Consider the following 14,427-nt stretch of genomic DNA (forward strand, 5'->3'; position numbering starts at 1 on the left):
TTCGTCTTCGGCGATCGCGCCTTCAGCGCGGAGCGCGCCTTCGGGGAGCCGTACTTCTTCGACGTGGTCGTGGCCCACGAATTCGTGCGTCCCTGCCCAACTCGACAACGCCCCGCCCCCAAACCGTTCCGGCGCGCACCCGCGACTGCCCTCGGGCGACCGGAACCAGCTCATCGAGATCGTGGTCGATCGCGCGATGTCCCAGCTCGGCGTCACCTACTCCTGGGGCGGCGGCGACGAGGACGGCCCGACCCTCGGCATCCACGACGGCGGCGTCGCCGACAGCTACGGCGATTTCGGCAAGGTCGGCTTCGACTGCTCGGGCCTGATGATCTACGCCTTCGCGGGCGTGGGAATCTCGTTGCCGCACTACAGCGGCTACCAATACACCATGGGCACCCGCGTCCCCGTCGACGAGCGCGAACGCGGCGACATGCTGTTCTGGGGAGCGAACGGCAGCGAACACGTCGCCCTGTACCTCGGCGACGGCACCATGATCGAGGCCCCCGAATCCGGCGACGTCGTGAAGATCTCGCCCGTCCGCGAAGGCGGCATCATGCCCTACGCGGTTCGCCTCATCCCCTGAGGTCCCTCGGGGAGCGCGACGCGCACGACCCCGTCCAGCGGCCCGTGCGGCCGATTTGCGTTACTGTGCAAAGTGTCGCGCAACACGCGGCGTACCGCCGGGCAAGCGGTCGCTGCCTGGGCAGACGGTGGCACTCCCTGTGAGTCGCCCCGGAATACCCCGGCCGCGTTGGGGGAGGATGCCAAACCTGGAATAGTTTGTGGGGACACACACTCGGGTGCGAACCACGGATGCGGCGAGCCTCTCGGGGCCGGACTAGGCGAAAGCGGGGATGTTGGTGACTTCGACGGATGGTGTGAGCACGGTGAATTCGGCGCAGGAGGCGTCGACGCCCAACACCCTCGAGCGCGATGTCCAGACCCTGGAGAAGGCGATCTACGAAGTCAAACGCGTGATCGTGGGCCAGGACCGCCTCGTGGAGCGCCTGCTGGTCGGCGTGCTCGCCCGCGGCCACGTCCTGCTCGAGGGCGTCCCGGGCATCGCGAAGACCCTGGCCGTGGAGACCTTCGCCCGGGTCGTGGGCGGCACGTTCTCCCGCGTGCAGTTCACCCCCGACCTCGTGCCGACCGACCTCGTCGGCACCCGCATCTACCGGCAGGGCCGCGAGGAGTTCGACACCGAATTGGGTCCCGTGGTGGCCAATTTCGTGCTCGCCGACGAGATCAACCGCGCCCCCGCCAAGGTGCAGTCGGCGCTGCTCGAGGTGATGGCCGAGCGGCACGTGTCGATCGGCGGCAAGACCTACCCGATGCCGGATCCGTTCCTGGTCATGGCGACCCAGAACCCGATCGAGAGCGAGGGCGTGTACCCGCTGCCCGAGGCGCAGCGCGACCGCTTCCTGTTCAAGGTCGTCGTCGACTACCCGACGGTCGAGGAGGAGCGCGAGATCATCTACCGGATGGGCGTCACCCCGCCCGAGCCCAAGCAGGTCCTCGAGCCCGCCGAGCTGATCCGGTTGCAGCGCTTGGCCGCCAACACCTTCGTCCATCACGCGCTGGTCGACTACGTCGTCCGGGTGATCGCCGCGACCCGCAAGCCCGCCGAGTTCGGCCTCACCGACGTCGCGGGCTGGATCGCCTACGGCGCCTCGCCGCGCGCGAGCCTGGGCATCATCGCCGCCGCTCGCGCGGTGGCCCTCATCCGCGGCCGCGACTACGTCGTGCCGCAGGACGTGGTCGAGGTCGTGCCCGACGTGCTGCGGCACCGCCTCGTGCTGTCCTACGACGCGCTCGCCGACGAGATCAGCCCCGACGACGTGATCCGGCGCGTGCTCCAGACCGTCGGCCTGCCGCAGGTCGCCCCGCAGGCCAACGCGCCCGGCCAGCAGCAGCCCGCTCCGGCGCCGCCCGCCGCCGCGCCGCAGTCCGCGCCGCCGGTGCCCAACGGCGCCCAGGCCGCCGGGCAGCCGCAGCAGCAGCGTCCGTGAGCGAGGCGGCGAAACCGGTTGCACCAGTGACGATTCCAGCGAACGTTCCCGATCGGGGTGCGGCGCCGCCGTCGTTCCGCGCCGGTCAGCTCACCGACCCCAAGCTGTCGGCCGCGCTGCGCACCCTCGAACTCACCGTGCGCCGCCGCCTCGACGGCGTGCTGCACGGCGACCACCTCGGTCTGATCCCGGGGCCCGGCTCCGAACCCGGCGACGCCCGGCTCTATCAGCCGGGAGACGATGTGCGGCAGATGGATTGGTCGGTCACCGCCCGCACCACCCATCCGCACGTGCGCCAGATGATCGCCGACCGCGAACTCGAGACCTGGCTGGTGATCGACCTGTCGGCCAGCCTCGACTTCGGCACCGCGCTGTGCCAGAAGCGCGATCTGGTGGTCGCCGCCGCGGCCGCGGTCACGCATCTGACCAGCGGGGGCGGCAACCGGATCGGCGCGGTCGTCGCCAACGGCGAACGGCTGTTCCGAATTCCCGCGCGCAGCGGGCGAATTCACGCGCAGTCCATGCTGCGCACCATCGCGACCACACCGCACGCCGCCGACGGCGTGCGCGGGGATCTGCGCGGCGCCGTCGAGGCGTTGCGCCGCCCGCAGCGCAAACGCGGTCTGGCCGTGGTGATCTCGGACTTCCTCGGCGAGATCGATTGGCAGCGCTCGCTGCGCGCCATCTCCGGCCGCCACGATCTGCTCGCGGTGGAGGTGCTCGATCCGCTGGATCTGGCCCTGCCCGACGTGGGCGATGTGGTGCTGCACGATCCCGAGACCGGTCGCACCCGCGAGTTCACCGTGACCCCCACGCTGCGCAGCGATTTCGCGCTCGCGGCGCAGCGGCACCGCGAGCGGGTGGAACAGTCGCTGCGCGGCGCCGGGGCCCCGGTGCTGGCCCTGCGCACCGATCGGGATTGGATCGCCGACGTCGTCCGGTTCGTGTCCACCCGGCGCCACGCCTTCGGCGCCCCGTCCGGACGGGCCCCCCGACAGTGAGCATTTCGCACTTCTCCGCGGCCGTCTGGCTCGGATTCCTCGTCGTCATCGCGCTGCTGGCACTGCTGTACGTGGTGAATCAGCGCCGCCGCCAACGGCATCTGCTGCTGTTCTCCAATATGGAGACCCTCGAGAAGGTCGCCCCCAAGCGGCCCAGCGCCTGGCGGCACGTGCCGGTCGCGCTGCTGCTGGTCGGTTTGGTGCTGCTGACCATCGCCGCGGCCGGACCGCAGGCGGCCAAGAAGGTCCCGCGCAACCGCGCGACGGTCATGCTGGCCATCGACGTCTCGCTGTCGATGGAGGCCACCGACGTCCCGCCCTCACGCATCCAGGTCGCCAAGAAGGCCGGTAAGGACTTCGTCGACGAACTGCCCAAGGGCATCAACCTGGGGCTGGTGTCGTTCGCGGGCACGGCGTCGGTATTGGTCTCGCCCACAACCAATCACGAGGCGGTGAAGGCGGCCATCGACAACCTGAAGCTCGCCGAGCGCACCGCCACCGGCGAGGGCATCTTCTCCTCGTTGCAGGCCATCGACACGCTCGGCTCGGTGCTCGGCGGCGCGCAGGACCCGCCGCCCGCGCGCATCGTGCTCATGTCCGACGGCAAGCAGACCGTGCCCGCCTTCGAGGACTTCGACAATCCGCGCCACGAGTACACCGCCGCGCGGGTGGCCAAGGGCAAGAACATCCCGATCTCGACCATCTCCTTCGGGACCACCTGGGGCCGGGTGCAGATCCCGCTGCCCGACGGCGGCACCCAGGACGCGCAGGTCCCGGTCGACAACGACGCCATGCAGGAGATCGCCAAGGAGTCCGGCGGCGAGTTCTTCACCGCGTCCACCCTGCAGGAGCTGACCAAGGTCTACGACACGTTGCAGAGCCAGATCGGCTACGAGACCACCATCGGCGACGCCAGCCGCCCGTGGCTGCTGCTCGGTCTGCTGATGACGGCCGCGGGCGTGCTGACGGGTCTGGCGTATCGGCAGCGGATTCCCTGACGGGCCGAATCCGTCAGTGGCGCAGTCGTTCTCGCGACAGTTCCGCGTGGGCGACCCGGCGCAGCGTCGCCAACAGCGCGTCACCCAGCACGGTGCCCACGATCGCGCCCTCCACGACGGCCTCGGTGGGACGCAGCCGCGCCACGGCCGCGATATCGGCGGCCGCGACGCGGTCGGCGGCCTCGGCGTAGTGCGACAGCGCGTCGAGGACCCATTCGTGGCCGACCTCGCGGAAGGCGCACAGCACCACCACCAATGACTCGATCAGGTCGGAAGGCGGTGGGCGCCAACCCCGTTCGGCGCAGAGCGTCGCGATCGTCTCCTCGGCCCAGTCGCGGTCGGCCGCGCTCACGGTCCCGCGCGGCATCGGCAGGCCGTGCTGGGCCAGGCCGAGGACGTCGTGGGTCGAGGTGCGCGGATCGTCGATCGCGGCGAGCACCTCCCGCGCGTCGGCCACCGACAGGCCGCCGATGTCCAGCAGCGCGCGCACGAGTTTGAGCCTGCGGACGTGGTCGGTGCCGTAGCGGGCCTGATTGGGGCTGGTCAGCTCGCCCGGCGGGAGCAGGCCCTCGCGCTGGTAGTACTTCACGGTCGCGACGGGAACCCCTGCCTCCCGGCTCAATTCGCCCATCCGCATCGATCGCTGCTCCTCACCTCTGGACCGTCGAATATGGATAGTGTAGCTTTCCATTATAGATAGTTCAGATATCTATCCAGGAGTGATCATGTCGAAGGCCCTGCTCGTCACCGCCGCGGTGTATCTCGCGGCCATCGGTCTCGCCCTGCTGTTCGCGCCCGCGCGGTTCGGGGTCGGCGCCGTGCCCGAAGACGCCACGCCGCAACTGCTTTCGCTGTTGCGGCTGCTGGGCGGGCCCATGCTCGGCATCGCGGTGTTGAACTGGAGGTCCCGCGACGTCGCCGCGCCCGCGATTCGCGATACCGTGGTGCTGGCGAATTTCGTCGGATTCGGCGTGGTCGCGGGCAACGACGTCTGGGGTGTGCTCAGCGGCGAGGCCCGTGATCTGGCGAAGGTCTTCCTCGTCGTGCACCTGGCGTTCGCGATCTCGTTCGCGCTCACCTGGTTCCGCGCATTGCGCGGCGGGGCGCCCGCGCCCGCCCGGTCCTGACGACGCGCCTCGGCCCCTCGGCACCGCCGACCGCCGCGAGTGCGACACTCGTGCCGGCCATGGCGTGGCGGGCGGGCCTCGGGTCGGTTACGGCCCGGTCGTAGCGGAACGAGCGAACGAAGGTAGGTTGTTGCCCATGTCGAACATCACATCCCGGTCGGTACTGGTCACCGGCGGTAACCGGGGCATCGGCCTCGCCGTCGCCCAGCGCCTGGCCGCCGACGGACACAAGGTCGCTGTCACGCATCGTGGCTCGGGCGTGCCCGATGGCCTGCTGGGTGTGAAATGCGATGTGACCGATACGGACTCGGTCGACGCGGCCTTCTCCGAGGTCGAGGAGAAGCAGGGTCCGGTGGAGGTGCTCGTGGCCAACGCGGGCATCACCGACAACACCCTGCTGATGCGCATGAGCGAGGACCAGTTCGGTCGCGTCATCGACGCCAACCTCACCGGCGCGTGGCGCTGCGCCAAGCGCGCCACCCGGAACATGCAGAAGGCCAAGTGGGGCCGGATGATCTTCCTCGGTTCGGTGGTGAGCCTGCTCGGCGTGCCCGGCCAGGTGAACTACGCGGCCTCCAAGGCCGGTCTGATCGGCGTCGCCCGCTCGATCACTCGCGAGATCGGTTCGCGCAACATCACCGCCAATGTCGTCGCGCCCGGCTTCATCGACACGGATATGACCCAGGAGATGGAGGACAAGTTCGTGGAGATGGCGATGCAGGCCATTCCGGCCAAGCGCATCGGCCGCCCCGACGAGGTCGCCGCCACGATCAGCTTCCTGGCCTCCGACGACGCCGGGTACATCTCCGGTGCGGTCATTCCCGTCGACGGTGGCATGGGCATGGGCCACTGAGCCCCCGATACCGCGCACACATCCGATTTCGCACCGACAGGAGAACTCACTTCTCATGAGCGGATTGCTCGCAGGCAAGACCGTCCTCATCACCGGCATCATCACCGATTCCTCGATCGCGTTCCACGCCGCCAAGGTCGCCCAGGAACAGGGCGGCAAGGTGATCATCACCGGAATTCCGGAGCGGCTGCGCCTGATCGACCGCATCGCCAAGCGACTGCCCGAGGAGATCCCCCCGGCCATCGGCCTCGATGTCACCAGCGAAGAGGACCTGGCCGCGCTGCCGGACAAGGTGCGCGAACACGCGCCGCAGGGCATCGATGGCGTGCTGCACTCGATCGCCTTCGCCCCCCGCACGCTGATGGGCCCCGACGCCAAGCCGTTCCTCGACGGCCCCGGTCCCGATGCGGCCAAGGCGTTCGAGATCTCGGCGTGGAGCTACGCGTCGCTGGCGCGCGCGGTGCTGCCCGTCATGAACGAGGGCGGGTCGATCGTCGGCATGGACTTCGATCCGCGCACGGCGATGCCCTACTACAACTGGATGGGCGTGGCCAAGGCCGCGCTCGAGTCGGTGAACCGGTACGTGGCCCGAGAGGTGGGCGAGGCCAAGCGGATTCGCTCCAACCTCATCGCCGCGGGCCCGATCAAGACCCTGGCCGCCAAGGCCATCGCGGGCACCGCCACCGACGACGCCAAGCAGCTGAACATGCTCAACACCTACTGGGACGGCGCGTCGCCGATCGGCTGGGACGTGGACGACCCGACCGTGGTGGCTCGCTCCATCGTGACGCTGCTGTCGGACTGGCTGCCCGGCACCACCGGATCGATCATCTACGTCGACGGCGGCGCGAGCCACAACACCTGGTTCCCCGCGGACGGTTTCGCCGCCAACTGAGACAGGAGGCCCCGGTGCCCGGGTCCGTCGATGCGCTTCTGCTGTTGTCGTTCGGTGGCCCGGAGCGCCCCGAGGACGTGATGCCGTTCCTGGAGAACGTCACTCGGGGCCGGGGTGTCCCGCCCGAACGGCTGGCCGCGGTCGCCGAGCACTACCTGCATTTCGGGGGAGTGTCGCCGATCAACGCCCTCAATCGCGCCATCATCGCGGCGGTGGAGGCCGAATTCGCCCGGCGCGGCATCGAATTGCCGGTGTACTTCGGCAACCGCAACTGGCATCCGATGGTCGAGGACACGGTCGGGGAGATGGCGGCGGCGGGAGTCGGTGCGGCCCTGGTGTTTCCGACCTCGGCGTGGGGCGGGTACTCCGGGTGCCGTCAGTACGACGAGGACATCTCCCGGGCGCGGGCCGCGGTGGGCGAGGGCGCGCCGACGCTGGTGAAGCTGCGGCAGTACTTCGATCATCCGCTGTTGATCGAGGCGTTCGCCGACGCGATTCGCGCTGCGCTGGAAGGGATTTCGGTCGATCGTCGCGACCGGGCGCGCCTGGTGTTCACCGCGCATTCGATTCCGGAGGCCGCCGACGAGGCCGCCGGTCCGCCTGCCGACGGGGGGCGCCTCTACAGCCGTCAGGTCGCGGACGCGGCCCGACTGTGTGCCGCCGCAACGGGTTTCGACGACTTCGATGTGGTGTGGCAGTCGCGCTCCGGGCCGCCCCAGGTCCCGTGGCTCGAACCGGACATCGTGGATCATCTGGAAACGTTGTCCGGCAAGGGCGTCGACGCGGTGGTGGTCTGCCCGGTCGGTTTCGTCTCCGACCATCTCGAGGTCATCTGGGATTTGGACAACGAGGCCGCCGAGAAAGCCCAGGAGCTGGGCATGTCCTTCGCCCGGGCCGCGACGCCGGGCTCCGATCCGCGCTTCGCGCAGTTGGTCGCCGAGTTGGTGGCCGAGCACCTCGACGGTGTTCCACCCCGCCGGCTTGGCTCCGTCCCCGGCTACGGCTGCACCACCAACGGCGACCCGTGCGCGATCGGCTGCTGCGAGCCCGTCCGCCGCACCCGGTGACCGTTCTATCGGGTGCGAGCGCCCCAGCCTTGTAGGGTTCGCGGTGCTCCCCCCAACGTTCGCCAACACAGCGACACCCTCCAACGTTCAGCAACACAGCAGGACTCCCAAACGTTCGGCACCACCCCCAAACGTTCGGCCACACAGCGGGACCTCCCAAAGGTTCGGCAACACAGCCGCACCCTTTATTCGGATCCGCACCCCTTGTAGGGCCCTGAAGAGGGTGCGGATCCGGATAAAGGGTGCGGCTGGGGTGGTGGGCCTGGGAAGTTGGTGGGCGAGGGGGTATGCCGGTTGCTGATGGGTCGGGTTGCACGGGAAGGCAGGGTTATGGGGCGGTTCTTCGTGGTCGGGTTTCTGGCGGTCGCGGTGGTGGCGGTCGGGGTGGTGGCCTCGATCGGGTCGTGGGCGTGGTGGATTCTCGTCGCGGTGGTGGCAGTGTTGCTGGGGGTCGGGGTGTACGACCTGGTGCAGACGCGGCACTCGGTGTTGCGGAACTATCCGATCCTCGGGCACATGCGGTTTCTGCTGGAGAGCATCCGGCCGGAGTTGCAGCAGTACTTCATCGAGCGCAATTTCGACGGGCGGCCGTTCGATCGCGATGTGCGCACGATGGTCTACGAGCGGGCCAAGGGCATTCACGGCGAGCTGTCGTTCGGCACCGAGCGGGACATCGAATCGGTGGGCTACGAGTCGCTGGTGCATTCCACCGCGCCGGTCGACGAGCCCAGCGAGCCGCCGCGGGTGCTGATCGGCGGGCCGGACTGCAAGCGGCCGTATTCGATGTCGCTGCTGAACATCTCGTCGATGAGTTTCGGCGCGTTGTCGGGGAACGCGTTGCGGGCGTTGAATCGCGGCGCGGCGGCCGGGGGGTTCGCGCACGACACCGGCGAGGGCGGGCTCACGCCCTATCACCTCGACGGCGGGGCCGACGTGGTGTGGGAGATCGGGTCGGCGTATTTCGGGGCGCGGACGAAGGACGGGCGGTTCGATCCGGGCGAGTTCGCCGACAAGGTCGCGCACGATCAGGTGAAGGCCGTCTCGATCAAGCTGAGTCAGGGCGCGAAACCCGGTCTGGGCGGGGTGCTTCCGGCGGCGAAGGTGAGTGAGGAGATCGCCCGGTATCGGGGCGTCCCCGCGCACGAGAAATGCGTGAGCCCCGCCGCGCACACCGAATTCCGCACGCCGCGTGAGCTGATCGGCTTCGTCGCCCGGCTGCGCGAGCTGTCCGACGGCAAACCCGTCGGCTTCAAACTGTGCGTCGGATCGCGCATCGATATCCTCGCCATCTGCAAGGCCATCCTCGCCGAGGGCACCGCCCCCGACTTCATCATCGTCGACGGCGCCGAGGGCGGAACCGCCGCCGCACCACTGGAATACGAGGACCACGTCGGCCTCCCGCTCACCGACGGCCTCATGACCGTCCACAACGCCCTCGTCGGCACGGGCCTGCGCGACCGGATCCGCCTCGGCGCCAGCGGCAAGGTCGCCACCGGCACCGACATCGTCAAACGCCTCATCCAGGGCGCCGACTACACCAACGCCGCCCGCGCCATGATGATGGCCATCGGCTGCATCCAAGCCCAACGCTGCCACACCAACGAATGCCCCGTAGGCGTGGCCACCCAGGACCCCCGCCGCGCCCGAGCCCTCGACGTCGGCGACAAATCCCAACGCGTCCAGCGCTACCAGCAAGCCACCGTCCAACAAGCCATGCAACTCATGGCCTCCCTCGGCGCCCCCACCCCCGCCGACCTCACCCCCCACATGCTCCGCAAGAAAATCTCCCCCACCATCCAACGCTCCTACGCCGAACTCTACGAATGGCTGTCCCCGACCGAACTCCTCACCAACACACCCCCGTCCTGGCGCACCGACTGGACAGCCGCCAACCCCGACAGCTTCCGCCCGAGATAACCCCAAGCCCCCAATCCCCTTCCCCACAAGCCGTCCCAGAGGCACCCAACCCCCGGGTACGCCAGCCCAGCCGCACCCCTTATTCGAATCCGCACCCCTTCTAGAGCCCTGCAAAGGGTGCGGATCCGAATAAGGGGTGCGGCTGGGTTGCCGTACCTGGGGGACCGAAGCGTTTCTGGGATGGCCTATCCCCGAGTGCGGCAACCCGATTCGCACCCTTTATTTGAATCCGCACCCGTTCTGGAGCCCTGTAAGGGGTGCGGATTCGAATAAAGGGTGCGGCTGGGTTGCCGTACCTGGGGTTAGGTGGCGGGGTGGAGGGATTCTTCCAAGGGGATGGCGCCCTCGACGGTGTGGGGGGTGCGGCGGCGGTTGGGGGAGCCTAGGGAGGTGGTCAGGTCGGTGTTGTCGTGTTCGGCCAGGAGGTCGGTGGCGTCCCAGACCAGGAGGGTTGCGCTTACCGTGTTTTCGGCGGCGGAGTGGGCCAGGTCGTAGTGGGCGCAGGCGGGGACGTGGTCGTAGGTGATCCAGAGGTCGTAGCCGGTCATGAAGAGGTCGAGGTCGAAATCCACCGAGAGGCCGAGGAGTTCGCTGCGGCCGTTGTCGTCGACGCCGGCGAAGGCCTCGTCGAGGGCGAGGAGGCGGGGGGCCTGGGGGTCGGCGGAGTCGAGCATGACGTGGGCGGCGGCGAAGAGGGGGAGGTGCAGGGAGACCGACTGTTCGCCGCCGGAGAGGGCGCTGTGGCGGGCGACGGTGAGGCGGTCCTCGGAGCCGTCGGCCGTGACGAGGGTGAACGAGAACACTCGCCAGGTGCGGTAATCCAGTGTGGTGGCGAGGATTTCGGGGTAGGAGCGTTCGGGGTGGGCGGCGCGGGCCGCGCGGATCTCGGCGGCGAAGTGGGCGCGGATGGTGGCGAGGTCGTCGGGGGTGAGGTCGGAGGCGTCGCGGTCGAGCAGTTTGCAGACCGCGCGCGCCGACTCGGAGAGGTTGTCGGCCAGCACCCAGTGCACCCCGATGGTGTTGCCGGAGGACATACGGCGCTGCTTCATCTCCGCGCCCATGCGGGTGATGAGATCGCGGGCGTCGCCGGTGCGTTCGTGGATCTGCTGGGCGAGGCCGGTCAGCAGCGCGTCCTCGAGGATGCGGCGTTCGGCGTCGGTGAGCAGCAGCTCCTGATCGGAGCGGGCGCGCGCGATCCGGTCGGCGAAGTCGGCGAGCGCGGCCGTGCCCTGATCGTCGTGCACCTGCACCACCGTCAGGCCGTCGGCGGCGTCCCATTGCAACCGATAGTCCTGCCGGGCCGCGGCCAGGGCGGCGTCGAACTCCTGCAATGCCGCGGTCACCGCGCTGCGGGTCGACTTGCGGGCCGCCTCACCCGCCCGCACCGACGCCGTCGCCGCGGAAAGCCCCTCGAACAGCTCGTGCACCTCGTCGGGCAGCACCCGCGAATCCCCTTCGGGCCCACCGGTTTCGATGCGATACAGCAACTGCTCGGGCGTCGACCACGCCGCCTCGCTGCTCGGCCACCGGCAATGCGCGGGCGCGCCCAGCAGACCGAGCAGATCCGGCCGGGCATACGGCGCGAGACCGCGGACGTCGGCCAGCAGTTCGGTGAGCGCGGTGCCGAGCGCGTCGTGCGCGGCGCGATAGGAACCCTCGGCGGTGCCCACGCCCTCGATGGCGTCGGCGGCGGCCTTGCGCGCCGACTTCTGTTCCGCCCGCGCGGCGTCGATGCGTTCGCGCGCTTGCTCGAGCTCGCGGTCGATATCGGCGGCGCTCGCGCCCAACGCCTCCCGCAGCGTCTCGAGCTTCCGCAGCTGCTCCTCGTATCCCGACCGGGCGGCCTCGGCCTCCTCGGCGAACGCCTCCGCCAGATCCCGCGCCTCGGCCAGCCGATCCTCGGCCTCCCGCGCCCGCTCCTGCTCGCGCACCTGGTCTCCACGCAACCGCAACAGCGCGGTCCCGGTGTTCTCGAAATGCCGGATCGCCGCCGCGAGCGCGTCGAGTTCGCCCGGATCGCGCGGCGCCCGATGCGCCGCCGCCACCGCCCGCACCTTCTTGTCGGCGGCGGTGAATTCCGCCACCGCCTGATCGAGATCCCGCTCGGCCTGCGCCGCCGCCTCCGACCGCGACCGCAGCACACCCGCCGCCTCGGAGACCGCCCGCAGCGCCGTGGTGACCGCGCTCGTGCGCGGTAACCCCTTGGCGGCGGCGGAGATTTGCGTCAGCTCCGCAGTCGCCGCCCGCTCCTCGGCCCGCGCGGCGACCTCCGCCGCCTCGGCCGCCTCGATGGCCGCCGCGATCTCGGTCAGCCGCGCCTCCCGCCGCCGGGCCCGAGCCGTCGCCCCGATGAATTCGGCGTGCGGCTTGCCGTGCCGCCCCACCCGCACGCCGTGGTGGAAGCCCCCGTCGAGGCGGATGGTCAGCGCCCCAACCGATTCCGTGTCCTTCGGCTCCACCGCCCCGGAGGCAAACCCGAGCACACCTCGACCGTCGGCCACTGTGCCCGCCCCGCCCACCGAATCGCGCAGGGCGATCGATTCCAACACCCCCGCAACCGCTTCCACCCCGCACCCGTCCTCGACCACCAGCACATCGGCCAGCGTGCGCCCCGACGGTCGCTGATTCTCCGGCAACGGGACCAGGAACTGGTCCGACTCGTGTTCGGGGATCTCGTCGCACACCCACCCGTCGAGCAGGTCGGCCGCGTGCAGCGCGGCCTCGAGAGCGGCCGCCTCGTCGGGCGAGACGTGGTCGGCGAAGCGCACCAGCCGCCACAGCGGCGCGCCCGGGCGGTCCGCGCGGGAGTCGGTGCGGGCGGCGGAAGGCGGTGGGGCGTCGTCCTTTTCGGCGGCGATCTCGGCTTGTTCGGAGCGCAGCGACGCGATCCGGGCGACGGCCTGCTCGGCGGTCGTGCGGGCCTGTTGGCGCCGGGCGCGGATCTCCTCGGTGAGGGGTTCGGTGCGGTCGGCGAAGACCTCGGCGAGGGTGGGGGCGTCGTCGGAACCGGTGTCGGCGAGGGCCGAGTCGAGGGCCTCGAACAGGCCCTTGCGGACCGGACCGAGCACGTCGCGGTGCTCGTCCCACCAATCCCGCAGGGCGGCAGCGGAATTGGAGCGGGCCAGGGTGACGGCGGCCTCGGCCTCGGCGAGGGCCGCGGCGGCGGCGTCGCGTTGTTCGGTGGCGCGTTGCGCGGAGCGCTCGGCTCGGGTGCGATCCGCGGTGGCGGTCTCGACGAGCGTGAGGGCCTTGCGGACCGCGCGCACGTCGGCGTCGCGTTCCTCGGCATGGCCGCGCACGGTCGTGGTGAGCTGTTCGGCGCGAGCCTGTTCCGGCAGTGCGGCCCAAGCGATTCCGGCCTCCTCGGCGGCGGCGCGCAGTTCGTCCTCGCCCCGCGCGAGCGCCCCGGTCGCGTTCTCGACCGTCGAGCGGGCCCGTTCGGCCTCGGCGGTGCGTTGCGCGACGGTCTGCTGCGCCTTGGTGGCCTTGTCGCGGTGCACCGCCGCCGAGGTCTCCAGGCGGCGCACGGCGTCGGCGAGGTCGTCGAGCTGCTGTTTGCCCTCGTAGGCCCCGGACCGCTGTAAGGTCTCCCGATCGGCGAGCGCCTGCTCGTACGCGCGATCGGCCTCCTCGGCGCGCACCTCCGCGGCGGCGCGCTCGGTTTCGCGGCGCTCCCGCAACGCCGTCGCCGCGAACAGCGCGGTACTGGCATGGGTGACCGCGTCGAGCCGGGACCGCACCTGATCGACATCCGACTTCGCCTGCACTCCAAGATATTTGCGATACACCCCGACGAACGCCCGCGTGGCCGAGTCGGCTTGGGCCAGCCCCTCCAGCGTGCGCCCGACCTCCTCCATATCGCTGAACGACCGCGCCGCGTCGAGGATCAGTTGTTCGTCCAGCGGCCGCAACCCGTCGGTCAGCGCCTGCGACAACCCGCGCGGGTCCAGATTCTTGGCCAGCTGCGGACGCCGCAGCGTCAGAATGAGATTGATCAACTGGTCGTAGCGCTGCAATCCGAGCCCGAACATGCGCGCGTCGATCGCGGCGCGATAGTCCACCGGCCGATCGGTGATGGCGTCGGTGCCGATCTGCTCGGCCAGCTGCTTGCGGGTCAGCGGCCGGTCGTCGGGACCGATCAGCGAGAAGTCCACCCCGACCCGCCCATCGGCGACGAAATACCAGCGCGTCACCTTGTCCGAGGACCGGGTGGCGCGCATCCCGATGCCGACCGTGACCACCTCCGGCTCGGCCCAGCTGCCGCGCGCGAACTCCATCCACACATACGAGTACGCCGATTCCTGCTTGCGATACAGCAGATTCGACTTCATCGTCCGTTCCTCACCGGCGAACGGGTTGAGCCGCCGCGGTTCGATGCGGCCGTCGAACACGAACGGGAACAGCACCTCGAGGGCCTTGGTCTTCCCCGAGCCGTTGGGTCCGCGCAGCACCAGCCGCCCGTCGGCGAAGCAGAACTCCTGATCGCGATAGTCCCACAGATTGATGATCCCGGCGCGGGTGGGGACGAAACGAACGCCACCGTGAATGAGGTCCATC

The 14,427-nt window shown here is 69.9% G+C and carries 11 protein-coding genes; 9 read left to right on the forward strand and 2 right to left on the reverse strand.

Features of this window, described 5'->3' with window-relative positions; genetic code table 11:
* The 4 genes from ACWDSJ_RS00005 to ACWDSJ_RS00020 all read left to right on the forward strand — a co-directional run.
* On the forward strand, positions 1-586 hold a 586-nt coding region (locus tag ACWDSJ_RS00005; RefSeq protein ID WP_450028480.1), incomplete at its 5' end, for an NlpC/P60 family protein.
* 271 nt (positions 587-857) lie between these two features.
* Positions 858-2,012, forward strand: a complete 1,155-nt coding sequence (locus ACWDSJ_RS00010; RefSeq protein WP_450028481.1) for an AAA family ATPase — start codon at positions 858-860, stop codon at positions 2,010-2,012.
* 26 nt (positions 2,013-2,038) lie between these two features.
* On the forward strand, positions 2,039-3,013 hold the full coding sequence (locus tag ACWDSJ_RS00015; RefSeq protein WP_450028482.1) for a DUF58 domain-containing protein: 975 nt from the start codon (positions 2,039-2,041) through the stop codon (positions 3,011-3,013).
* A complete protein-coding gene (locus ACWDSJ_RS00020) occupies positions 3,010-4,011 on the forward strand; it encodes a VWA domain-containing protein (RefSeq protein WP_387357148.1) in 1,002 nt (333 codons plus the stop codon). Before ACWDSJ_RS00015 ends, ACWDSJ_RS00020 begins: the two co-directional genes overlap by 4 nt.
* A 13-nt stretch (positions 4,012-4,024) precedes the next feature.
* Here ACWDSJ_RS00020 and ACWDSJ_RS00025 read toward each other — a convergent pair whose 3' ends face one another.
* Entirely contained in the window at positions 4,025-4,648 is a 624-nt protein-coding gene (locus tag ACWDSJ_RS00025) for a MerR family transcriptional regulator (RefSeq protein WP_450028483.1), read from the reverse strand.
* Positions 4,649-4,736: 88 nt separating this feature from the next.
* On the opposite strand from ACWDSJ_RS00025, the gene ACWDSJ_RS00030 reads away from it, so the two are divergent.
* The 5 genes from ACWDSJ_RS00030 to ACWDSJ_RS00050 all read left to right on the forward strand — a co-directional run bounded on the left by ACWDSJ_RS00030 (position 4,737) and on the right by ACWDSJ_RS00050 (position 9,870).
* Positions 4,737-5,138, forward strand: a complete 402-nt coding sequence (locus ACWDSJ_RS00030) for a hypothetical protein (protein ID WP_450028484.1) — start codon at positions 4,737-4,739, stop codon at positions 5,136-5,138.
* Between the two features lie 136 nt (positions 5,139-5,274).
* Entirely contained in the window at positions 5,275-5,991 is a 717-nt protein-coding gene (fabG1, locus tag ACWDSJ_RS00035) for a 3-oxoacyl-ACP reductase FabG1 (RefSeq protein WP_387357154.1), read from the forward strand.
* Between the two features lie 55 nt (positions 5,992-6,046).
* On the forward strand, positions 6,047-6,886 hold the full coding sequence (gene inhA, locus ACWDSJ_RS00040; protein ID WP_387357156.1) for an NADH-dependent enoyl-ACP reductase InhA: 840 nt from the start codon (positions 6,047-6,049) through the stop codon (positions 6,884-6,886).
* Positions 6,887-6,900: 14 nt separating this feature from the next.
* Positions 6,901-7,953 carry a ferrochelatase gene (locus ACWDSJ_RS00045; RefSeq protein ID WP_450028485.1) on the forward strand — a complete coding sequence of 351 codons (1,053 nt, stop codon included), beginning with the start codon at positions 6,901-6,903 and terminating at the stop codon, positions 7,951-7,953.
* A gap of 330 nt (positions 7,954-8,283) precedes the next feature.
* Positions 8,284-9,870, forward strand: coding sequence for an FMN-binding glutamate synthase family protein (locus tag ACWDSJ_RS00050; protein ID WP_450028486.1), 1,587 nt, complete (start codon positions 8,284-8,286; stop codon positions 9,868-9,870).
* 302 nt (positions 9,871-10,172) lie between these two features.
* On the opposite strand, the gene ACWDSJ_RS00055 is transcribed toward ACWDSJ_RS00050, so the two are convergent.
* Entirely contained in the window at positions 10,173-14,426 is a 4,254-nt protein-coding gene (locus ACWDSJ_RS00055; protein WP_450028487.1) for a TIGR02680 family protein, read from the reverse strand.
* Between the last annotated feature and the right edge of the window lies 1 nt (position 14,427).

It is taken from the genome of Nocardia sp. NPDC003482 (assembly GCF_053588115.1).

Coding starts and splice junctions, on each gene's coding strand:
- ACWDSJ_RS00010 (WP_450028481.1), top strand. CDS start 858: ATGTTGGTGACTTCGACGGATGGTGTGAGCACGGTGAATTCGGCGCAG.
- ACWDSJ_RS00025 (WP_450028483.1), bottom strand. CDS start 4,648: ATGCGGATGGGCGAATTGAGCCGGGAGGCAGGGGTTCCCGTCGCGACC.
- ACWDSJ_RS00030 (WP_450028484.1), top strand. CDS start 4,737: ATGTCGAAGGCCCTGCTCGTCACCGCCGCGGTGTATCTCGCGGCCATC.
- fabG1 (WP_387357154.1), top strand. CDS start 5,275: ATGTCGAACATCACATCCCGGTCGGTACTGGTCACCGGCGGTAACCGG.
- inhA (WP_387357156.1), top strand. CDS start 6,047: ATGAGCGGATTGCTCGCAGGCAAGACCGTCCTCATCACCGGCATCATC.
- ACWDSJ_RS00050 (WP_450028486.1), top strand. CDS start 8,284: ATGGGGCGGTTCTTCGTGGTCGGGTTTCTGGCGGTCGCGGTGGTGGCG.
- ACWDSJ_RS00055 (WP_450028487.1), bottom strand. CDS start 14,426: ATGGACCTCATTCACGGTGGCGTTCGTTTCGTCCCCACCCGCGCCGGG.